17 protein-coding genes, 3 tRNA genes and 1 pseudogene are annotated in these 20,499 nt (G+C 71.5%); 5 read left to right on the forward strand and 16 right to left on the reverse strand.

Going from position 1 to position 20,499, the window contains the following annotated elements; all coding sequences use genetic code 11:
* Window positions 1-28: 28 nt before the first annotated feature.
* From ACF08D_RS08905 to ACF08D_RS08965, 13 genes and pseudogenes are all read right to left on the reverse strand, one after another.
* Complete coding sequence (locus tag ACF08D_RS08905) at window positions 29-823, reverse strand: SDR family oxidoreductase (protein WP_392221874.1); 795 nt, start codon at window positions 821-823, stop codon at window positions 29-31.
* Window positions 820-1,887 (reverse strand): beta-ketoacyl synthase N-terminal-like domain-containing protein, encoded by a 1,068-nt coding sequence (locus ACF08D_RS08910; RefSeq protein WP_392221875.1) that lies wholly within the window; start codon window positions 1,885-1,887, stop codon window positions 820-822. Before ACF08D_RS08910 ends, ACF08D_RS08905 begins: the two co-directional genes overlap by 4 nt.
* Window positions 1,884-3,056, reverse strand: a complete 1,173-nt coding sequence (locus ACF08D_RS08915; RefSeq protein WP_392221876.1) for a beta-ketoacyl-[acyl-carrier-protein] synthase family protein — start codon at window positions 3,054-3,056, stop codon at window positions 1,884-1,886. The genes ACF08D_RS08910 and ACF08D_RS08915 overlap by 4 nt, the downstream gene beginning before the upstream one ends.
* A 64-nt stretch (window positions 3,057-3,120) precedes the next feature.
* Entirely contained in the window at window positions 3,121-4,137 is a 1,017-nt protein-coding gene (locus tag ACF08D_RS08920; RefSeq protein WP_392222342.1) for a hypothetical protein, read from the reverse strand.
* A 105-nt stretch (window positions 4,138-4,242) separates the two neighbouring features.
* Window positions 4,243-4,995: pseudogene (locus tag ACF08D_RS08925) on the reverse strand (alpha/beta fold hydrolase); the annotation flags it as partial.
* Window positions 4,992-6,002 (reverse strand): beta-ketoacyl synthase N-terminal-like domain-containing protein, encoded by a 1,011-nt coding sequence (locus tag ACF08D_RS08930; protein WP_392221877.1) that lies wholly within the window; start codon window positions 6,000-6,002, stop codon window positions 4,992-4,994. The gene ACF08D_RS08930 and the pseudogene ACF08D_RS08925, both read right to left, overlap by 4 nt.
* A complete protein-coding gene (locus ACF08D_RS08935; RefSeq protein ID WP_392221878.1) occupies window positions 5,999-7,192 on the reverse strand; it encodes a beta-ketoacyl-[acyl-carrier-protein] synthase family protein in 1,194 nt (397 codons plus the stop codon). Before ACF08D_RS08935 ends, ACF08D_RS08930 begins: the two co-directional genes overlap by 4 nt.
* Complete coding sequence (locus ACF08D_RS08940) at window positions 7,189-8,421, reverse strand: beta-ketoacyl-[acyl-carrier-protein] synthase family protein (protein ID WP_392221879.1); 1,233 nt, start codon at window positions 8,419-8,421, stop codon at window positions 7,189-7,191. The genes ACF08D_RS08935 and ACF08D_RS08940 overlap by 4 nt, the downstream gene beginning before the upstream one ends.
* Window positions 8,422-8,499: 78 nt before the next feature.
* Window positions 8,500-8,754 (reverse strand): acyl carrier protein, encoded by a 255-nt coding sequence (locus tag ACF08D_RS08945; RefSeq protein ID WP_392221880.1) that lies wholly within the window; start codon window positions 8,752-8,754, stop codon window positions 8,500-8,502.
* A 219-nt stretch (window positions 8,755-8,973) separates the two neighbouring features.
* A complete protein-coding gene (locus tag ACF08D_RS08950; protein ID WP_392221881.1) occupies window positions 8,974-9,198 on the reverse strand; it encodes an acyl-CoA carboxylase epsilon subunit in 225 nt (74 codons plus the stop codon).
* A 15-nt stretch (window positions 9,199-9,213) separates the two neighbouring features.
* Window positions 9,214-10,791 (reverse strand): acyl-CoA carboxylase subunit beta, encoded by a 1,578-nt coding sequence (locus ACF08D_RS08955; protein ID WP_392221882.1) that lies wholly within the window; start codon window positions 10,789-10,791, stop codon window positions 9,214-9,216.
* A gap of 201 nt (window positions 10,792-10,992) precedes the next feature.
* The gene (locus tag ACF08D_RS08960) at window positions 10,993-11,853 is read right to left on the reverse strand and encodes a LuxR family transcriptional regulator (protein WP_392221883.1); all 861 of its coding nucleotides are present in this window, start codon (window positions 11,851-11,853) and stop codon (window positions 10,993-10,995) included.
* A gap of 45 nt (window positions 11,854-11,898) precedes the next feature.
* The gene (locus ACF08D_RS08965) at window positions 11,899-12,702 is read right to left on the reverse strand and encodes a DNA-binding response regulator (RefSeq protein ID WP_392221884.1); all 804 of its coding nucleotides are present in this window, start codon (window positions 12,700-12,702) and stop codon (window positions 11,899-11,901) included.
* 365 nt (window positions 12,703-13,067) lie between these two features.
* Between ACF08D_RS08965 and ACF08D_RS08970 the strand changes: the two genes are divergently transcribed.
* Window positions 13,068-13,838: a 4'-phosphopantetheinyl transferase family protein gene (locus ACF08D_RS08970; RefSeq protein ID WP_392221885.1), complete on the forward strand. Its 771-nt coding sequence runs from the start codon at window positions 13,068-13,070 to the stop codon at window positions 13,836-13,838.
* Between the two features lie 498 nt (window positions 13,839-14,336).
* Here the strand turns inward: ACF08D_RS08970 and ACF08D_RS08975 are convergent.
* The 3 genes from ACF08D_RS08975 to ACF08D_RS08985 all read right to left on the reverse strand — a co-directional run bounded on the left by ACF08D_RS08975 (window position 14,337) and on the right by ACF08D_RS08985 (window position 14,787).
* Window positions 14,337-14,413, reverse strand: a tRNA-Ile gene (locus ACF08D_RS08975).
* Between the two features lie 220 nt (window positions 14,414-14,633).
* Window positions 14,634-14,709, reverse strand: a tRNA-Asn gene (locus ACF08D_RS08980).
* Window positions 14,710-14,714: 5 nt separating this feature from the next.
* Window positions 14,715-14,787: transfer RNA gene (locus ACF08D_RS08985), tRNA-Asn, on the reverse strand.
* A 172-nt stretch (window positions 14,788-14,959) separates the two neighbouring features.
* Here ACF08D_RS08985 and ACF08D_RS08990 point away from each other — a divergent pair.
* The 4 genes from ACF08D_RS08990 to ACF08D_RS09005 all read left to right on the forward strand — a co-directional run bounded on the left by ACF08D_RS08990 (window position 14,960) and on the right by ACF08D_RS09005 (window position 20,469).
* Complete coding sequence (locus ACF08D_RS08990; protein ID WP_392221886.1) at window positions 14,960-15,262, forward strand: YtxH domain-containing protein; 303 nt, start codon at window positions 14,960-14,962, stop codon at window positions 15,260-15,262.
* Between the two features lie 21 nt (window positions 15,263-15,283).
* Entirely contained in the window at window positions 15,284-16,726 is a 1,443-nt protein-coding gene (locus tag ACF08D_RS08995; RefSeq protein ID WP_392221887.1) for an FGGY family carbohydrate kinase, read from the forward strand.
* A gap of 66 nt (window positions 16,727-16,792) precedes the next feature.
* Window positions 16,793-18,526: an ABC transporter ATP-binding protein gene (locus ACF08D_RS09000; protein WP_392221888.1), complete on the forward strand. Its 1,734-nt coding sequence runs from the start codon at window positions 16,793-16,795 to the stop codon at window positions 18,524-18,526.
* A complete protein-coding gene (locus ACF08D_RS09005; protein WP_392221889.1) occupies window positions 18,526-20,469 on the forward strand; it encodes an ABC transporter ATP-binding protein in 1,944 nt (647 codons plus the stop codon). Before ACF08D_RS09000 ends, ACF08D_RS09005 begins: the two co-directional genes overlap by 1 nt.
* Window positions 20,470-20,499 lie beyond the last annotated feature (30 nt).

Below are 20,499 nucleotides of genomic sequence, written 5' to 3' on the forward strand. Positions count from 1 at the left end.
GTATGGGTATGAAAAGTCTCGGCACGCATCAGGTGGTCAACGCCTCGCCGCCGTCGACTCCGATCACGTTGCCGGTGGTCCAGGAGGACTCGCTGCGTGCCAGCGCGACGACGACGTCGGCGACGTCCGCGGGGCGGGTGAGCCGGCCGTGCGGGTTGCTCCGGGCCGCGAGCTCGACCAGCTTTTCGTGGTCGGGGATGCGTTCCAGTGACGGGGTCACGGTCACGCCGGCGCGCAGGGAGTTGACGGCGACCTGCTGGGGGGCGAGCTCGAGGGCCAGCTGGCGGACGTGTGATTCGAGGGCGCACTTGGCCGCCGAGACCGCACCGTAGTGGGCGGTGACCCGCTGGTCGCCCGCGCTGGTCATGGCGAAGATCTTGGAGCCGGCGCCCAGCAGTCCGGCCGCGTTGAGGCTCTGGGTCCAGTAGACGAGGGAGTGGGCCATCACGTTGAGCGTCATGTCCATCTGGCGGGACGTCAGTGCCGGGCCGCCATCCGCCGGCAGGTACGGCAGCAGCGTGCCGAAGGCCAGCGAGTGCAGGACGACGCGCAGCGGCCTGCCCTCCGTCAGCTCGGCGAACCGGGGCACCAGCTCGCTCCGGGTCGCCGGGGAGGCGGCATTGGCGTTGAAGAAGTGCGCCTGCACACCAGTGGAACGCAGCTCCTCGACGGCCGCCCCGGCCTTCTCCTGGCCCTCGGCGGTGTCGAAGTGGACGCCCAGGACATTGACTCCTTCGAGCGCCAGCGCCCGGGCGTTGGCCAGGCCGATCCCACTGGATGACCCGAGAACGAGGCACCAGGAACCCTTGAGTGACGTCGTCATGAACTCTCTCTCGTGGTCGTCGTTCGTTTCGTGTGCGTCGTTCGGGCAGCCGGACCGGCCGGGCGGTCGGACGGCGGGGTGAGCAGGGCCAGGGCCAGGTTTCCCTGCGCCGCCGCGGTGGCGACCAGGACGGGGGCGGACAGCTCGGCCAGCGCTCCCGCCGCCTGCACCAGCGGCTCCAGGGCGCCCGCACCCGCCGGGACCGGCTCGGCGGCCGGGCCCAGAGCGGTCGCCACCGCCCGGCCGACGGGTGACTCGTCCAGTACGGCGATCACCCGCGGGGCGGGGGCCGCGTCCGCGCCCCACGCGGCGAGGGCGGAGCCGATGAGCTGCCGTGCCCGCTCCGCGCCCCGGCCCTCGGCCACGGTGCGCGGGGGGAGGAAGAGGCTGCTGACCCGGCAGTGCCCGTACGCCCGGCCGGCGCGCGCCCGTACGGCCTCCAGCGGTTCCAGGACCAGCGCGACGGCGCCGCGTTCGGAGTGCTCGTGACCGGGGTGTACAGGGTCCAGGGCCTCCTCGGTCGCTCCGGCGAGCAGCCAGGACGCCCGGCCCGCCGCCACCGCCCGGGCACCGGTCTCCAGCGACTCGAGACCTGCTACGCGCGGCGAGGTGACCGTGATGTTGAACGCCTTGAGGCCGTGCTCGGTCGCCAGCCGGCTGCCGAAGAGGTTGATGGAGAAGTACGGCGCCGTGACGGGGCTCAGGGCTCCGGCTCCCTCGGCGAGCACGGTCCGGTCCATGGCCTCGTGCAGGGCCGCGGCCGAGCTGTTGGTCCCCACCGCCGCCCCGCGCAGCTCGCCGGGCCGGCGGTCCTCCTCGTCGCGGGCGTCCGCGAGCGCCTCCTTGGCGGCGGCCAGGAAGTACTGGGAGGCGGCGGGCAGGTACTTGTAGCCGCGCGGTCCGAGCCGGGTGCGGTGGTCGAACCAATCGGCGGGCTCCGCCGGGCGGACGGTCCGGGCGGCGTCCTGTGGGCGCTCTCCCCGGGGGGTCATGACGCCGATGCCGGAGACCACCATCGCGCCCGTGGGCACCGTGGACGACCCGCTGTGCGGTGCTCCGGTCATGGGGTCGCCTCCTGAAGGACGAGGGATACGTTGTTGCCGCCGAAGGCGTACGCGTTGACGAGAGCGAACCGGCCTCCCAGGGCGGCCCGTTCGACCGGCAGCCGCACCTCGCAGGCGGGGTCCGGCTCGTCGACGGGGCGGTTCGGCGGTACGGCCCGGTGGTGGAGGATCAGCGCCGCGGCCACGGTGGCGAGCGCGGCTGCGGCCCCGCCCGTGTGCCCTACCAGGGCTTTGAGGCTGTACAGCGGTGTGCGGCCGGCCGCCTCGCCGAGCACCGCGTGCAGCGCGCGGCTCTCGACCGCGTCGTTCAGCTCGGTTCCGGTGCCGTGCGGCACCACACAGCCGACCTCGTCGGGGCCGGCTCCGGCACGTTCCAGCGCTTCGCCCATGGCGCGGACGATCTGTGCGCCCGTGGGCTCCGGCGCGGTCGCGTGGTGGGCGTCGCAGCTCCACCCCTCGCCCGCGAGCCTGGCGTAGACCCGGGGGGCCTGCCGGGCCGCGGCGTGCGTGGCGGACTCCAGGACGAGGATTCCGGCACCTTCGCCGAAGACGGTGCCCCGTCGCTGCGCGTCGAAGGGCCGGCACCGCTGCGGGTCGAGGGCACCCAGCCGGTTGAAGCAGGCCAGGGCCACGCGGGAATACGCCTCGGCGCCCCCGGCGACGACCACGTCAGCGGCGCCCGTGCGGATCAGGTCGGCGGCGACCGATATGCCGAAGCCGCTGGCCGCGCAGGCGTTGCTGATGCTGGTGTTGGGCCCTTCGGCGCCGAGCCACTCCCCGACGGCGGAGACCACGGAGAAGACCGGGGCCCACGCCGCGTCCTGCGGGTAGCCGTTCGCGCGCCACTGCTCGTGCAGGGTCGCGTCGCCCATGCCGGTGCCGATGACCACCGCGACCCGTTCCGGCGCCACGTCGGCGAGACCGGAGTCCGCCAGCGCCTGCCGGGCCGCCTCGATCGCGAAGCGCGAGGCGAGGCTGAGGCCCGGGGCGGACCCGGCCGGCTCGGGCAGTTCCGGCGCCGCGTACAGCAGCGGGACGTCCATCCTCGCGTGTGGGTCGGTCACCGGTTCGGGCCGGCCCTCCGCCCGCATCAGGCCGTGCCAGAAGGCGTCGGCGCCGGAGCCGAGGTGCGAGATCGCGCCCAAACCAGTGATCAGCACTTCTTCCATGGGGGTCTACTCCGGATGCGGGAGGGGAGGGTGTTCCGTACGGACGCCGGCCAGTGGCTGGGGCTCAGCCGTCGGCGCGGTCGCCGCTCAGCGCGCGGACGACCCGTTCGTCGAAGCCGACCAGGGACCAGTCGCGCCGGTTCTCGAACACCGCGTAGCCGTGGGTGATCCGGCCGGTGGCGGTCTGGACGAGGCGTCCGTCGCGAACGACGTAGAAGTCCGTGCGGGCCGTGTACGTGAAGTCCTTGAAGATCTCCTCGACGGTGAAGACGGTGTACAGGTCCTCCTCCATCAGGGCCTCGTCGAGGAACTGGATCTGCGAGCGGGGCACCACCGGGATCCAGTGGCGGTCGTCCAGCAGCGTCTTGATCGAGATCCCGCGGTCGGCGAGGAACAGGTCCACGACCTCCTCAACCTGGCGCAGGTAGCCCGACAGGGCCAGGCGCTCGTTGAAGTGGCAGTACGGGTAAGGGATGCGCCACTTCCAGCCGAAGGCGTTGTCCCCCGCCAGCAGTCGAGCGAGCACCGGGTCCGCACCCGTGGTGCCGCGGCCCGCGGACGGCGCGGTGTTCGCCGCCACGGCCACCTTGGCGCCGTGGTGTGCGGAGGGCTCGGCCAGGCCGCCGAGGCGCTCGACGGCGAAGCGGGCGAGCTCGGCCGGGTACTCCAGCGGGGCCAGGTAGCTGTCGATGCGCAGCGAGACCTCAGCCTTTGAGGTGACGGCCTTCAGCTCCTTGCCGTCGCGCTCGACGTACAGGGTGATGGAGAAGCCGAAGCGGGTGGCGCCGTCCTTGGTCGTCGGGACAACGACGGCACGGGCCACGTCGTCCTGGTGGAACGCGTGCAGGATGCGGGTGTCGAGGCCGACGACGTCGAGGCCGAGGCCGTACTCCTCGAAGAGCTCCCGGGACGGCAGTCCGGCACCCCGGAAGTGCTCCAGGACGGCTTCCTCGACGAGGTAGTTGACGTGCTTGAAGCCGATCCAGGTGTTGATGTTGGAGCCCTCGAAGCGGGGGCGCAACCGGACTGTGGTCTCGGTCTCCAGCAGGTGCTTGACAGCCGTGGCGGCAGGGGTGGTCATGTCAGTTGCTTCCTTGTCAGCAGTTCGGGGTCGGCGGCTCGGATTGCGATCGGCGGGCCGTGGGGCCACGGACTGGATGAACTCCTCGGTGAGGGCAGCGAACTCCGCCGCCTGCTCGACCATCGCGAAGTGGCCGCAGTCGGGCAGGATCTCGGCCTTGGCGTACGGCAGGGCCGAGCGCAGCGCCTCGCTGTCGGCGGGGAAGGACGCGAAGTCCTCCGCGCCGCCGATGATCAGGCAGGGCATGGTCATGCGGTCGGTGCGCAGGGCGGGGGTCCGCAGGTAGGTGTCGAAGAAGCTGACCCAGCCGTACGGGCCGATCCGGTCGCGCACCTTGCGAGCCATCTCCTGCCGCAGTCCGGCCGGAAGCCGGCCGCCGGAGCGGACCCGCAGGCCGTCGGCGAGGATGCGGTCGAAGTCGTTCACGTAGTAGGCGATCGCGTCCCAGTCGAAGGCCTCCGGGCGGGGCCGGTAGAAGGGCGAAACCAGCACCACGGCACGGGGCCGCAGCAGGTCGTCCTCCGGCGTGTTCAGTACGCTGCGTGCGTCCAGCAGCGCGAGCAGGGCGTTCGCGCCGAACGAGTGGGCCATCACCACGTCCGGGCCGCCCGGCACCCGGCGCATCGCCTGTTCCGTCCAGTGGGCCGGTGAGTGTCCGGTCCAGCCCGGCACCCCCGCGGCCCGCCAGGGGAGTTCGGCGGTCCAGATCTCGAGCGGGGATCCAGTGGTGTGTTCCAGGTGGGCGTCCCAGACGTTGGCGCCGCCGGCCAGCCCGTGCAGCAGCAGGACGCGCAGCGGGTCGGTTCCCCGGCCCGGACGGCGCAGCCGCACGGACACCGGCTCGGGTTCCTCGCTCACGGGGTGCCCGCCACGGCCGTGAGCAGGAGGCCCGCAGAGGCGTCGTCGCCGTCGGAGCCGGAGGTCACCAGCACCGGGCCGGCCGGACAGCGACCGGAGCCGGCGTTCGAGAGCCACCCGGCGGCGGCCGCGCACTGGAGGACGCCGAGCGCTCCCGAGGCACTGCCGAAGGTGCTCGTGAGGTCGTGCCGCGGCACGTCGCCGGCCGCGACCCCCCGGTACCCCTCGGGGACGAACCACAGGCCGGGGGCCGTACGTTCGGCCGGGGCGCCTGCCCCGGCGCCCGCCGGCGCTCCGAGGAGCCGGTCCAGGCAGGCCTCGACCCCGGCCTCCCGGGCGTAGCCGCCCAGCACCGCCAAGCCTTCCGCGCCGCGTTCGGCGGCAGCGGAGGCCCGCTCCAGCACCAGGGCGACGGCACCGTCGAGGAGTTCCGCGGCGGGGCGGCCGAGCAGGCCCTCGACGTAGCGGTTGCTGGTCTCGACGCCGATCACGACGACCCGGTCGGCACGTCCGGCGCGGATCATCACCATGCTCCAGTGCATGGCGTCGAGTCCGGAAGTGGCGCCGTTGCAGACCATCAGGTTCGGGCCGCGCAGGCCGTACCGGATGGCGACGGAGGAGGCGACGACATTGCTCGACGCGTTGGGCAGGCCCATCGGGCTGATGCCGGCGACGCCGTGCTCCTTGATGCCGTCGGCGACTTCGCAGACGGTGTCGAGATTGCCCAGGTTCGAGCTGACCACGACCGCCGTCGACGTGCCGGGGACGGACAGTTCGCCGTCCGGCAGCAGACCGGCGTCCCGCAGGCCTTCCTGGGCGGCGCAGAGGGCGAGCCGGGAGGCCCGGTCCTTGTAGCGCAGGCCGCGTCGGCCGATCAGCGCACCCGGGTCCACCGGGTCGGCCGCGGACGCCCCGGGGGGCGCTGCGGGCCTCAGCAGGTCGGCCGGTCCCGCGACGCCGGGCAGGGCGGTGCCGATGCCGGTCACCACGATGTCGGGAAGGTTCACCGCGCTGCCCTTTCCACGATGGCGACGGCGTTGACTCCGCCGAATCCGAACGCATCGACCTGGGCGAGCACCGCCTGCGCCTCGACCGCCCGGTCCCGGACGAGGCGGAATTCCGCCGCCTCGTCGATCGGCTCCCGCAGCCCGACGGTCGGTGGTATGCGGCCCGACTCCAGTGCTTTGAGCGCGACGATCAGGCTGAGCAGCCCGGAGCCCCCCGAGGTGTGCCCGGTCATCGACTTCAGCGCCGTCATCAGCGGCGTGCCGGCCTCCGCGCCGAAGACGTCGCCGATGGCCGCGGCCTCGGCCTCGTCGTTGAGCAGCGTGCCGGTGCCGTGCAGCATCACCAGACCGATGTCCTGGGGCTTGACCCCCGCCTCGCGGTGGGCGCCGCGGACGGCGTCCGCGATGCCGTTCCGGTCGGGGGCGGTCACGTGGTAGCCGTCGCAGTTGATGTGCACCGAGCGCAGCCGACCACATACCGGACCGCTCGCCGGAGTGTCGTTCACGGTGTCGGCGCGGCGCAGGACGACGGCAGCCGCGCCCTCGCCCATGAGGACGCCCTTGCGCTCGCGGTCGAACGGCCGCAGCACCTCCGGGGCTTCCATGTGGACGCGGTCCAGGAGGCCATACATGCTCTCCGTGAGGGTGTCCACCCCGGCGACGATGACGGTCTGCGCTTCGCCCGCGGCCAGCAGGTCGCTGCCCAGGGCCAGCGCGTAGAGGGAGGCGGAGCAGGCGTTGGAGAAGGTGTGGGTGCGGACCGCGCCGAAGCGCTCGCGCAGGGCGGTGCCGAAGTGCAGCCCCGCCATGTCGAAGTCCGCGCCGTCCCGCCAGCGCAGTTCGGCCGAGCGCAGCTCGCGCAGGCCGGTCCCGATGAGGATCGGCACGTCGGAGAGGTCCTCGGCGAGGCCGGCGCCGCGGGCCGCCTCCGCGACGGCCGCGATCAGCCAGCGGGTGGCGCGTCCGGGTTCGTCGGTTCCGGGGGCCGGCCGATCGTCGATCTCGTAGGCGTGCTGCGCCCGGAAGCGGGTGCGGTCGAAGCCGCGGAGTTCGGCTCGTCCGCTGCGGCCCGCGCAGAGGGCGTCGAAGACCTCGTCGACTCCGTTGCCGATGCTGGCCACGGCGCCCAGGCCGGTGAAGACGAGGCCGGGCACCGCGGCTCCGGATGGTGCGGCGGGGTGCGTGCTCATGCGCGGGCCTCCTCGTACTTGCCGAAGATCACTACGGAGTTGTTGCCGCCGAAGGCCAGCCCGTTGTTCTGGACGACCCGGAGATCGGCTTCGACGGCGTGGTTGGGCACGCAGTCCACGCGGCACTCGGGGTCCGTCTCGACGTGGTTGATCGTCGGCGGGATGAACCCCTCGGTGAGGGCTAGCGCGCAGCCGATCGAGGCGAGGGCGCTGGCAGCCCCCATGCTGTGCCCCAGCATCGACTTGATCGAGATGGTCCGGGGGGTCCGGTCGCCGAACACCTGGCGGATGGCCCGGGCTTCGGTGACGTCGTTGGCCTTGGTGCCGGTGCCGTGCGCGGAGATGAAGTCCACATCTTCGGGCTTGACCCCCGCGCCGTCGAGGGCGAGCTGCATGCACTGCGCCACGCTGTCCTGGTTCGGTGCGACCGGGTGGTGGGCGTCGCAGTTCAGCCCGTACCCCAGCACTTCGGCATAGATTCGGGCGCCGCGCGCCCGGGCCGACTCGAGGGTTTCGAGGAGCAGTACGCCGGCTCCCTCGCCGGTGAGGATGCCCTTGCGGTCGATGTCGAACGGCTGGCAGAGCTCCGGGGCGATGGTGCCGAGCCGGTAGAAGCCGGTGAAGGTCTTGCGGCAGAGGGCGTCCGCGCCCCCGACGAGGGCGTAGTCGGCCTCCCCCGTGCGGACCGCGTCGAAGCCGTAGCCGATGGCGTAGTTCCCGGCCGCGCAGGCGGTGGGGAGGGTGACGGCCTCAACACGGCTGAGGCCGAACTCGTGGGCGATGGCGGCCGACAGCCGGCCGGCCGGCACCCGGGCGGTGACCGTGGGGTCCATCCGCTCGGCGCCGTGCTCCACCTCGGTCTCCACGAGGTGGTCGAGGTCGCGGGACTCCCCGTCGGTGGTGCCGATGGAGATGAGACAGCGGCCGGACCGCAGGTCCGCCTCCGCGAGTGCCGCGTCGTCGACGGCCATGCGCGCGGCGGTCACCGAGAACTGGCTGGCCCGGCCCAGCGTCTCGACCTCGAGGTTCCTGATCCAGTGTGTCGCGTCGAAGTCGACGATCTCGCAGCCGTTCGCGTGGTCGAAGCCCTCGGTGTCGAACGCGGTGATCGGCTTTGCGGCGCTACGGCCCGAACGCAGCCCGGAAAGGAACTCGGAGGCGCCCAGCCCGATGCTGGAAACCGCGCCGAGCCCGGTAACGACCACCCTGTTCGCCGGTACATCAGACATGTTCATCCCGCTATCTCGCAGGCCGGCGAACCGGCCGTTCCCAAGGTCTTCCGTCCACGGACACAGCGCCGCCCGGCCCTACTTCCAGTCGGCGGCTTCCGCGACGACCTCGTACACGCCGTCCAGGTTCACCATCCGGCCGAGTTCGGTCTGGTTGATGACGACGTTGAATTCCTTCTCCAGCGACGCGAGGATTTCGATCGCGCGCAGCGAGTCCGCGTCGTGGTCCTCCTTGAAGAGGCTGGAGTCGGTCACATCCTCGGGGTCGATCTCGAGAATGTCGCAGACGATGTCCTTGATTGCCTCGCGGCGTTCTTCGGTCGTAGCGGCCACAGGGATTCCCCATTCATGATGAAGGTTGATCGGTGAGCGAAGAAATGCGCGATGGACTTCCGCGCCGGTTTCGACTTTATTCAGCGGCCGGAGCTGCGCGAAAGGTTTGTGTCAGTTAGCTGCCAGCCGGGTCCATCCGTGGATGTCCGTCGCTCCGGCTGGCATTTTCCGGTCGGCCGCGGCCCGTGGCCGGCCGGCTGTGGCTGCCTGTGGCGACCGTTACGCGGCGCGCCGCCACGCGCCGGGGGCGATGTACCGGGTACGCCGGCGCGGCGGCCGGGGCCGGGGCGGAGCCACGGCCACCGGTGCGGCCGACGGGCCCGCCCCCGGGGCGGCCGCCCGGGCGAGGAGTACGGTTGCCAGCGCCGCCAGCTCCTCGGGGCCCGGGGCACCTCGGGTGACCTGGAACAGCGGTGCGTCCTTGTCCTGCGGACCGTGTCCCACGCTGTGTCCTCTCCGTCACATCGGCGGGTTGCCGTGCTTGCGGTCGGGCAGGTCCGCGTATTTGGCGCGGAGCATCGCCAGGGACGCGGCCAGCACGGAGCGGGTGTCGGCGGGGTCGATGACGTCGTCCACGAGGCCCCGTTCGGCCGCGTAGTACGGATGCATCAGCTCGGTCCGGTACTCCTTGATCTTCTGCGCCCGCGCCGCTTCGGGGTCGTCGGCGCCGTTGATCTCCCGGCGGAAGATCACGTTCGCGGCACCCTCGGCGCCCATCACGGCGATCTCGTTGGTGGGCCACGCGAAGGAGAGGTCCGCGCCGATGGACCGGGAGTCCATGACGATGTAGGCGCCGCCGTACGCCTTGCGCAGGATCAGCTGGATGCGGGGCACCGTCGCGGCGCAGTACGCGTACAGCAGCTTGGCGCCGTGCCGGATGATGCCGCCGTGCTCCTGGGCGACGCCCGGCAGGAAGCCGGGCACGTCCAGCAGCGTGACGAGCGGGATGTTGAAGGCGTCGCACAGCTGCACGAAGCGGCCGGCCTTGTCGCTGGCGTCGATGTCGAGGACACCGGCGAGGGACTGCGGCTGGTTGGCGACGATGCCGACGGTGTGGCCGTCGATCCGCGCCAGCGCGCACAGCACGTTGGTGGCCCACAGCTCGTGGACCTCCAGGAACTCGCCGTCGTCGGTGATCTCCTCGATCACCTTGCGCATGTCGTACGGCCGGTTCCCGTCGGCCGGCACCAGGTCGTTCAACACCTCGCACCGCCGGTCGGCGGGATCGTCCCCGGTGCCGACCGTGTTGGCCGGCGGGGGCTCCTGATTGTTCTGGGGCAGCAGGGAGAGGAGGAACCGGACCTCCTCGATGCAGGTGTGCTCGTCGTCGTAGGCGAAGTGCGAGACTCCCGAGACGCTCGAGTGGACGTCCGCCCCGCCGAGGCCGTTCTGGGTGATCTCCTCACCGGTGACGGCGCGGACCACGTCCGGGCCCGTGATGAACATCTGCGAGGTCTCACGGACCATGAACACGAAGTCCGTCAGCGCCGGGGAGTACGCGGCCCCGCCGGCGCACGGACCGAGCATCACCGAGATCTGCGGGATGACTCCCGAGGCCTTCGCGTTGCGCTGGAAGATACCGCCGTACCCGGCGAGGGCGGTCACGCCTTCCTGGATACGGGCGCCGGCGCCGTCGTTCAGCGAGACCAGCGGGGCACCGGCGACGAGGGCCATGTCCATGATCTTGTGGATCTTCTGGGCATGGGCCTCACCCAGTGCTCCGCCGAATATCCGGAAGTCATGGGCGTACGTGAACACCGTACGGCCGTGCACCGTTCCCCAGCCGGTGACAACACCGTCGGTGTACGGCTTCTTGTCCTCCAGGCCGAATCCCGTGGCCCGGTGCCGCCGCAGCGGCTCCACCTCGTGGAAGGACCCCTCGTCCAGCAGCAGATCGATCCGCTCGCGCGCCGTCAGCTTTCCCTTGGCGTGCTGCGCTTCGGTCGCCTGCTCGCTCGGACCACGCCGTACCCGTTCCCTGAGTTCGTGAAATTCCGCGAGACGGTCCTTGGCGCCACCTGTCAGTAAATCGTTCATCGGCCGTCCCCCTGGCGATCGGCGGAATGTGGTGCGCCGGGAAAGCCGGCGTAAATGCGACCGCAGCCGCACCGGAATCACGATAGGTATTCCGGTGCGGCCGGGCCAGATTTCACCGATGACCTGTCCACAAGGTGTCGTACTGGCCGGTAGACCTCCGTGGATTTCTCCGCACCGGCCGGGGAACTGGCAGTTAACTGCCTACGCGGGCTGGACGCTGCGCCGGTGCGGGGCCCGTCGGGCATCCGGGTGAGCGGAGTTCTCCGCGTGGCGGTGCCACGCGGCGGAGTGCCCCCGCTGCTTCGGAACGACCCGGCCCGGCTGGGCCGGCGGGCGCAGCAGCCCGCTCTCGGCGGCTCGGACGCCCGCCTGGAAGCGGGATTTCGTCCCGAGAGCCTCCATGATCTCGGCGACGTGGCGGCGGTAGGTGCGTACGGACACCCCGAGTTCGCGGGCCGCGGCATCGTCGGTGTTGCCCGCGTGGAGCTGCTGGAGGATGCCTGCCGTGTAGCCCGTACGCAGGGGACTGCCCGGCTCGACGCCACCGCCGAGCATCGCCGCGTTGCGCCAGGCGCTCGCGAAGAGCGCCTGCACGGGCACGAGTACGGCTTCCGCGCGGACCACCGAGGCATCCACTCCGCTCTCGGCGCGCACCAGTGCGACTTCCTCGTCCACCACCAACATCTCCAGGCAGGGGATGTGCGCCACTCTGATCCGCAGCGGATGTCCCTCCTTCAGGAACGTCCGGAACGCCTTCTGTTCGACCGTCGCGTGGGTGCACAGCACCCGCACCTTGACCGAGGACCGTTCATCCGTCAGCAGGCTCGACAGCGCGGCGCACAACTCCACCGCCTGCTCCACCTCGGCCGCGATGACGACGTCGACGCTGTGCCGGGCACCCGAGATCAGCCGCCTCGCCACCTCCCTCACGTCGTGGAATCCGGGTCCCACCGGCGTGACGAGACGACTGCGATGAGCCCACTCCCGGTACTTCGACACCGCCTCGGCAATGAGTTCGCGTACGTCCGAAAGCCCCGCGTCGAATCCTTCGGTCACAGACATGCTGGTGCGACCTTCCCCCATCACATTTCCCCCAAAATGCTTTCTTCACTGTTCGTCGTTCTTCAGAAGTCTGAGCCGCACCGCACGGGCTCCCGCCTGGAAACGCGAACTCGCGCCGAGTTCTCGCATGATTTCCGCGACATAACGCCGGTACGTGCGCAGCGGAATGGAAAGCTCTCGCGCGGCGGCTTCATCCGTACGACCGTCGCGCAATGCCTCCAGAATCCGTTGTCCCGTCGCACTGCGGGCCCGGCTCGCCGAATCGCCCCACGCCGTCGCGCCGTTCCACACGACGCCGAACAAACCGGCGAGAGCGGAGACCGACGCGGGATCCTGGACCACTGACACGCTCCGGTCGGCACCTTTGCTGTCCAGCCAGACGACGGCCACAGAATCGTCCAGGACCACAGCCTCGTTGAGGACGCACTCGGCGACTCTGACCACACACCCCGGCGAACCGGCGAGGGCCTCGCGGAACGCGGCGGAACGCGCAACGGCAGGCGAACACAGCAGCCGGATCTGTAACCCCTCGCGAGCGGCGGCGCGGACAGACCCGTAACCGGGACCCCGGCCGAGCAATGCCAGCGCGACGGCCCCGGCCTCCGAGCCGGGCGTCTGCACGGTCACGCTCACGTCCTGGCCGGCCTTTTCCATCAAGCGACCGGAGATCTCAATGACATCTTCGCCGGATTCCAACATCCGGACAGAACCCCCGGAACTCGTCCGGAAGCCGAACACCCTAGCCGCCTCAATGAGTCCCTGCACCTCCAACAAGGCCCGGCCGACTTCATCATCGACCGACTCCTCCTTGCCGCCCCCCGGCTGCGACTCCGTCTTCCTGATAACCACTGCCCCCCGCCATCTCCTTACCGCGCCGCGCCCGGGCCGAGGCTAGTCCACCCAAGCCGGACGGTCAACAATGGACTACAGTGGGTGATTCTTAAACGATCTTTCCCTGGCATTAATTTCGGTACCGACCGTCACCTCACGGAGAAATGGCCGCCGGCGTTTCGGTTCCCGCACCGGCCCTCATTCGCAGGAAGCTGCCCGAAACCGGCGGGAACGGCTCCACCGGGCAAAGTGACCCGCGCGTACGGTGACACCGGGCGGGCGTTTGGCACGTTGATGCCAGCACCCTCGCGGTCCGCTCCCGCGGCTCCTACAGTCACGGGGCCCGTCCGGTTCCGCTCCGGGCGCTGAGGGAAGCAGCAGACGTGATCATCACCACAGCCCGCCGGGCCGTCGACAGCCCCGGCAACGGCGCCAACGGCCCATCCCCGGTGCACATCTGGTGGTGGCTCACCACCGAGATCGCGCATCCCGAGGACGCCTCGCTGCTCACCGGCACGGAGCTGGCCGCGGCCGCCCGGCTGCCCCCGGACCGCCGGGGGGACGCGATCAGCGGCCGCGCCGCGGTCCGGCGCATCCTCGGCCGGCTCCTCGAAATCCCGCCCAGCCAGATCGAATTCGGACGCAGACCCTGCCCCGGCTGCACCGAGGACGGGCATGGTCCCCCGTACGTCCGTCCCCCCGGCGCCGACCTGTGGATCAGCATCTCCCACACCAGGGGCTGCGGACTCCTGGCCGTCGCGGACCACCCGGTCGGGGTCGACGTCGAGCACCAGCGCCGTACGCGGTCGGCCGACGTGGCCCCCAAGGCCATGACCCCCGCCGAGAACGCGTACCTCAGGGCGATCCCCGAGCCCGAGGCGCGCGACCGGGCCTTCCTGCGCTGCTGGACCCGCAAGGAGGCCACGCTCAAAGCCGTGGGCATCGGCATCATCACCGATCTGTCGTCCCTGGAGACCCTCCCCGCCGATGCCGGCCCGGTGGTCATCCGCACCACCGTGCCAGGAGCACCCACCCGCTGGGAAACCTCCGACCTGCCCCTTCCCACCCCGTACGTAGGCTCCGTTGCCCACGCCTCCCCCTCCGCATCCCCCTCCCCCGAGCTCCGCCTGCACCCTCACCGCCACCCGCACTGAGCACACGACGCGGCTCGAGACGATCGTGGACCCGGTTTCCGGCTCGGGGGAGTCCGGGGTCGGTACGTCAGGGGTGACCTCCTCCGGGCTGGAGGGGTCCGGGGGTTCGGGGACTTCGGCGTCCGGGTCTTCTTGGGAGGTGTCCGGGCTCCGGTGTCCTCAGCCCCCGCCTCGTCCGGTGCACCCCCGCCCCGGGGCGCCTGCGCATCGGTGGGGGGCGGTGGAGGGGTGGCGCACCCTCCTGCAGCGAGCCCGTGCGGACGTCGACGAGACCCCTTACATGCGCGGTGGCTTCCTTGCCATACCCGATCATCTCCACGAAGCCCTTCACGGCGGGGCGAGCCGCATGCGGATCAAGATGATGGCACGCAGAGCCGGGTCGAGGCCCCGATCGCCGCTGCGGTTCAGGCAGTACCGGGCCGGCGAGTCCCGCAGAGGCGGGGCGTTCATACCAAAAACTGCGTTTCCGCAGCTCAGAACCTTTCTTCTGACCTGCGGTGGTGGGGCGGGTGGGACTCGAACCCACGACCGACGGATTATGAGTCCGCTGCTCTAACCGGCTGAGCTACCGCCCCTTACGGCGCGTCGCGCACATTTGTGCGCGCCGTCTGCCGCAGCATAGCCGCTCATACGATCTCCTGCTCCGGATGGTCGGCCCTGCACGACCATGAGGACTGCCCTGCGCCCCGGGCGGTTCCCGGCGGGGGCGGATCGGGCGCGAAAAGGTGGAACGAGCGGGGCGGGACACCGCGCGGGACGACGAGAAGAGGGCCCCCGGAGGGACCCTCTTCGTCATGGCTCCCCCGGCTGGACTCGAACCAGCAACCCTCCGGTTAACAGCCGAATGCTCTGCCAATTGAGCTACAGGGGATCGCGCTCCCCCGACTGGACTCGAACCAGTAACCTGCCGGTTAACAGCCGGCTGCTCTGCCAATTGAGCTACAGGGGATTGCTGCGGTGCACCGAACACACCCACCTGGGTCGTCCCGGGCGGCGCTCGCTCGCTGCGACACATACATTAGCGCAAGCAGGGGGGTGCTCCGCCAATCGGTTCCCCCGGGGTGATCTCCCGCCCTGACGGGTAGGCGGCCAGCACCGACGCCTACGGAAGGGTGGCAGCCATGCGGTACAAGCTCACATTCGTCGTTGGACTGGCCCTCGGTTACGTCCTCGGCACCCGGGCCGGACGCGAGCGCTATGAACAGCTGCGCAAGTCCGCGCGGGAGTTCTCCCAGAATCCCGCCGTCCGCAACGCCGCCGAGTCGGCGGCCCACACCGGGCGGGAGGTGGCCGGCAAGGCGCTGCACACCGTGAGCGACAAGGTCGGCGACCGGATGCCCGAGTCGGTCGCGGAGCGGGTGCGCTCGCTGAAGGAGCGCAGCCAGGGCAACGGCCAGGACGAGTGGGGGACCAGTAACACCTGAGGTGCGGCAGAATCTCTCTCCATGGGGATAGTCGCCGGGTTGGACAGTTCGTCGGGTTTCACGCGCATCGTCGTCTGTGACGCGGAATCGGGTGCGGTGCTGCGGCAGGGTTACGCGCCGCATCCGGTCGAGCCGAAGGCCACCGAGGTCGACCCGCAGGCGTGGCTGCTGTCGCTGGGCGAGGCCGCCTCCGGCGGCCTGCTCGAGGGTGTCCAGGCCATCGGCGTCTCCGCGCAGCAGCACGGCCTGGTGCCGCTGGACCGGCAGGGCGCGCTGGTGCGCCCCGCGCTGGTCGGCAACGACAAGCGGGCGCAGGTGGCGGCGGCCGACCTGGTGGAGGCGTTCGGCGGGCGCCAGGCGTGGGCGGAGGCCGTGGGCTGCGTACCGCAGGCGGCGCAGCCGGTGGCCAAGCTGCGGTGGCTGGCGCGTACGGAGCCGGAGGCGGCGGCGCGGGTGGCGATGGTGCTCCAGCCGCACGACTGGCTGGTGTGGCAGCTGCTGGGCCGGCCGGTGCGGCGGACCACGGACCGGGGCGCTGCCTCGGGCACCGGGTACTGGTCGGCGGGCAGCGGCGCGTACCGGCCCGATCTGGTGGAGCTGGCGCTGGGGCACCAGGCCGCGCTGCCGGAGGTGCTCGGTCCGGCCGACGCGGCCGGGATGACGCCCGAGGGGCTGCTGATCTCGGCCGGGACCGGCGAGACCATGGCGGCGGCGCTCGGGCTGGGCCTGGGCCCCGGGGACGCGGTCGTCTCCCTCGGGGCGTCCGGGTCGGTGATGGCGGTGCACCACGAGGCGCTGGCCGACCCGCGCGGGATGATCACCTCTTTCGCGGACGCGGCGGGCATGCACCTGCCGGTCGTGCACACCTCGAACGCGGTGCGGGCGCTGCGCGGCACCGCCGAGATGCTGGGCCTGGACGGCGGGCTGGAGGAGCTGTCGGCGCTGGCGCTGAAGTCCACTCCGGGCGCCTCGGGGCTGGTCCTGCTGCCGTACCTGGAGGGTGAGCGCACCCCGCAGCTGCCGCACACGGCGGGCACGCTCAGCGGGCTGCGGCGGGAGTCGATGAAGCCGGAGCACCTGGCGCGGGCGGCGTTCGAGGGCATGCTGTGCTCGCTGGCGGACGCGATGGACGTGCTGCGCGGCCGGGGCGTGGAGGTGCGGCGGGTGTTCCTGCTGGGCGCGGCGGCCGAGCTGCCGGCGGTGCAGGCGGCGGCTCCCGCGATCTTCGGGGCGCAGGTCGTCGTCCCCCAGCCGGCCGATTACGCGGCGCTGGGCGCCGCCCGGCAGGCCGCCTGGGCGCTGGGGGTCTCGCGGGGCACGCTGTCCCCGCAGGCGCCGCCGGCCTGGCAGGGCGCCGCGGCCCAGGTGTGCGAACCGGGCGAGGAGCTGGCGGTGGGGCGGGCGGTCCGCCAGCAGTACGGCGCGACCCGGGAGCAGCTTCACCCCGGAGCCTTCTCCTCGTAGCGGAAGCGGGGCAAAGGTCCGGGAAACCGAGTCGTCAGGCGGGTCGGGGGCGGCGATAGTTGGACCGTGCTCAGACAACTTCTCCGGATCCATCTGCGCCCGTACCGAAGGCCCATGGCGCTGCTGGTGGCGCTCCAGTTCCTCCAGACCTGCGCGACCCTCTATCTGCCCACCCTCAACGCGGACATCATCGACAACGGTGTTGTCCGGGGGGACACCGGGTACATCCTGCGGTTCGGCGCGCTGATGATCGCGGTGTCGGTGGTGCAGGTCGTCTGCAACATCGGCGCGGTGCACTACGGGGCGCGGACGGCGGCGGCGCTGGGCCGGGACGTGCGGGCGGCGGTCTTCGACCGGGTGCAGTCGTTCTCGGCGCGGGAGGTGGGGCACTTCGGGGCGCCGTCGCTGATCACCCGGACCACCAATGACGTCCAGCAGGTGCAGATGCTGGTGCTGATGGCGTTCACGCTGATGGTGTCGGCGCCGATCATGTGCGTGGGCGGCATCGTGATGGCGCTGGGCCAGGACGTGCCGCTGTCGGGCGTGCTGCTGGCGGTGGTGCCGGTGCTGGGCCTGGCGGTCTCGCTGATCGTGAAGCGGATGCGGCCGCTGTTCCGGACGATGCAGGTGCGGCTGGACACGGTGAACCGGGTGCTGCGGGAGCAGATCACCGGCAACCGGGTGATCCGGGCCTTTGTGAAGGACGCCTACGAGCGGGAGCGGTTCGAGCGGGCCAACGCCGAACTGACCGGGGTGTCGATGTCGACCGGCCGGCTGATGGCGCTGATGTTCCCGACGGTGATGACCGTGGTGAACGTCTCCAGCGTCGCCGTGGTGTGGCTGGGCGCCCACCGGATCGACGCGGGCGGGATGGAGATCGGGGCGCTGACGGCGTTCCTGGCGTACCTGATGCAGATCGTGATGGCCGTGATGATGGCCACCTTCATGTTCATGATGGTGCCGCGCGCGGAGGTGTGCGCCGAGCGCATCGAGGAGGTCCTGCGCACCGAGACGAGCGTCCTGCCGCCGGCGGCCCCGGTGCGGGAGCTGCCGCGCCGGGGGCACCTGGAGATCTGGTCGGCGGACTTCCGCTACCCGGGCGCCGAGGAGCCGGTGCTGCGCGGGATCGACCTGGTGGCCCGGCCGGGCGAGACGACCGCGATCATCGGCTCGACGGGCAGCGGGAAGTCCACGCTGCTGGGCCTGGTGCCGCGGCTGTTCGACGTGACGGGCGGCGCGGTGCTGGTCGACGGGGTGGACGTGCGGGAGCTGGACCCGGCGCTGATGGCCCGCACGGTCGGGCTGGTGCCGCAGAAGCCGTACCTGTTCTCGGGGACGGTGGCGACCAATCTGCGGTACGGGAACCCCGCCGCGACCGACGAGGAGCTGTGGCACGCGCTGGAGGTGGCCCAGGCGGCCTCCTTCGTCCGGGAGATGGACGGCGGCCTGGACGCGCCGGTGTCCCAGGGCGGGACGAATGTGTCGGGCGGGCAGCGGCAGCGGCTGGCGATCGCGCGGACGCTGGTGCAGCGGCCGGAGATCTACCTGTTCGACGACTCGTTCTCGGCGCTCGACTACACCACGGACGCGCTGCTGCGGGCGGCGCTGGCGGCCGAGACGGAGGGGGCGACGGTGGTGATCGTCGCCCAGCGGGTGTCGACCATCCGGGACGCCGACCGGATCGTGGTCCTCGACGAGGGCCGGGTGGTGGGGACGGGCCGCCACCACGAGCTGATGGCGGGCGACGAGACGTACCGGGAGATCGTGCTCTCCCAGCTGACCGAGGCGGAGGCAGCCTGATGGCGGGGCCGGCGGGACGGATGATGGCGGCGGCCGGCCAGGGCCCCGACCAGCGGTCGATGGACTTCAAGGGGTCGGGGCGGCGGCTGCTGCGGCAGCTGCGGCCGGAGAAGGCCACCTTGTGGGCGATGCTGGCGGCGGGTGTGCTGAGCGTGGCGCTGTCGGTGGTGGGGCCGATGATCCTGGGCCGGGCGACGGACCTGATCTTCGCGGGTGTGGTCGGCCGGGAGATGCCGGAGGGCGTGTCGAAGGAGCAGGCGCTCGCGGGCCTGCGAGCCGGCGGGGACGGCGGGCTCGCGGACATGCTGTCGGGCGTGGACTTCCGGCCCGGGCACGGCATCGACTTCGGCGCCGTGGGCGGGGTGCTGATGGCCGTACTGGTCGTCTATGTCCTGGCCGGGCTGCTGATGCTGGTGTCGACGCGGCTGTCGATCCGGGTGATCAACCGGACGGTGTACCGGCTGCGGGAGGACGTGCAGGCCAAGCTGGAGCGGCTGCCGCTGGCGTACTTCGACCGGGCCCGGCGCGGTGAGGTGCTGAGCCGGGCGACGAACGACATCGACAACATCTCGCAGACCATGCAGCAGACGATGGGCCAGCTGATCAACTCGGCGCTGACCATCGTCGGGGTGCTGGTGATGATGTTCTGGATCTCCCCGCTGCTGGCGCTGGTGGCGCTGGTGACGGTGCCGCTGTCGGTGGTGGTGGCCACCCGGGTCGGCAAGCGGTCGCAGCCGCACTTCGTGCAGCAGTGGAAGTCCACGGGACGGCTGAACGCCCACATCGAGGAGATGTACTCGGGGCACGCCCTGGTGAAGGTCTTCGGCCGGCAGGAGGAGGCCGCGGCGGACTTCCGGGAGCAGAACGAGGAGCTGTACGAGGCCGGGTTCCGCGCCCAGTTCCACAGCGGGGTGATGCAGCCGCTGATGCTGTTCGTGTCGAACCTGAACTATGTGCTGGTGGCGGTGGTCGGCGGGCTGCGGGTGGCGTCCGGCTCGCTGTCGATCGGCGACGTGCAGGCGTTCGTCCAGTACTCGCGGCAGTTCTCGATGCCGCTGACGCAGGTGGCGTCGATGGCGAACCTGGTGCAGTCCGGGGTGGCGTCGGCGGAGCGGATCTTCGAGCTGCTGGACGCGGAGGAGCAGGAGCCGGACGCCGCGGACCCGGCGGCGCCGCCGGAGCGGTCCGAGGGGCGGGTGACGCTGGAGCGGGTGTCGTTCCGCTACGACCCGGACCGGCCGCTGATCGAGGACCTGTCGCTGTCGGTCGAGCCGGGCCAGACGGTGGCGATCGTCGGGCCGACGGGCGCCGGGAAGACCACGCTGGTGAACCTGCTGATGCGGTTCTACGAGGTGACCGGCGGCCGGATCCTGCTGGACGGGGTCGAGGTGACGGCGATGTCCCGGGACGCGCTGCGGTCCCGGATCGGGATGGTGCTCCAGGACACCTGGCTGTTCGGCGGCACGATCGCCGAGAACATCGCCTACGGGGCGTCCGCGTCGCGCGCGGTGACCCGCGAGGAGATCGAGGAGGCGGCGCGGGCGGCGCACGCGGACCGGTTCGTCCGGACGCTGCCGGACGGGTACGACACGGTCATCGACGACGAGGGCGCGGGGGTCAGCGCGGGCGAGAAGCAGCTGATCACCATCGCGCGGGCGTTCCTGTCCGACCCGGTGATCCTGGTGCTGGACGAGGCGACCAGCTCCGTCGACACCCGTACCGAGGTGCTGATCCAGAAGGCGATGGCGCGGCTGGCGCACGGGCGGACGAGCTTCGTCATCGCGCACCGGCTCTCCACGATCCGGGACGCGGACGTGATCCTGGTGATGGAGAACGGGTCGATCGTGGAGCAGGGCTCGCACGAGGAGCTGCTGGCGGCGCGCGGGGCGTACGCCCGGCTGTACGCGGCGCAGTTCGCGCAGGCCGTGGCGGAGGTGGACTGAGGCGGCGCCCCGGCGGGCGGCCGGGCGGCC

Source organism: Streptomyces sp. NPDC015131 (assembly GCF_043079975.1).
GTDB lineage: Bacteria > Actinomycetota > Actinomycetes > Streptomycetales > Streptomycetaceae > Streptomyces.

Bases quoted from the DNA above. Each gene is read 5' to 3' on its own strand.
- ACF08D_RS08905 (WP_392221874.1), bottom strand. From the start codon at position 823: ATGACGACGTCACTCAAGGGTTCCTGGTGCCTCGTTCTCGGGTCATCC.
- ACF08D_RS08910 (WP_392221875.1), bottom strand. From the start codon at position 1,887: ATGACCGGAGCACCGCACAGCGGGTCGTCCACGGTGCCCACGGGCGCG.
- ACF08D_RS08915 (WP_392221876.1), bottom strand. From the start codon at position 3,056: ATGGAAGAAGTGCTGATCACTGGTTTGGGCGCGATCTCGCACCTCGGC.
- ACF08D_RS08920 (WP_392222342.1), bottom strand. From the start codon at position 4,137: ATGACCACCCCTGCCGCCACGGCTGTCAAGCACCTGCTGGAGACCGAG.
- ACF08D_RS08935 (WP_392221878.1), bottom strand. From the start codon at position 7,192: ATGAGCACGCACCCCGCCGCACCATCCGGAGCCGCGGTGCCCGGCCTC.
- ACF08D_RS08940 (WP_392221879.1), bottom strand. From the start codon at position 8,421: ATGTCTGATGTACCGGCGAACAGGGTGGTCGTTACCGGGCTCGGCGCG.
- ACF08D_RS08955 (WP_392221882.1), bottom strand. From the start codon at position 10,791: ATGAACGATTTACTGACAGGTGGCGCCAAGGACCGTCTCGCGGAATTT.
- ACF08D_RS08960 (WP_392221883.1), bottom strand. From the start codon at position 11,853: ATGTCTGTGACCGAAGGATTCGACGCGGGGCTTTCGGACGTACGCGAA.
- ACF08D_RS08990 (WP_392221886.1), top strand. From the start codon at position 14,960: ATGCGGTACAAGCTCACATTCGTCGTTGGACTGGCCCTCGGTTACGTC.
- ACF08D_RS08995 (WP_392221887.1), top strand. From the start codon at position 15,284: ATGGGGATAGTCGCCGGGTTGGACAGTTCGTCGGGTTTCACGCGCATC.
- ACF08D_RS09005 (WP_392221889.1), top strand. From the start codon at position 18,526: ATGGCGGGGCCGGCGGGACGGATGATGGCGGCGGCCGGCCAGGGCCCC.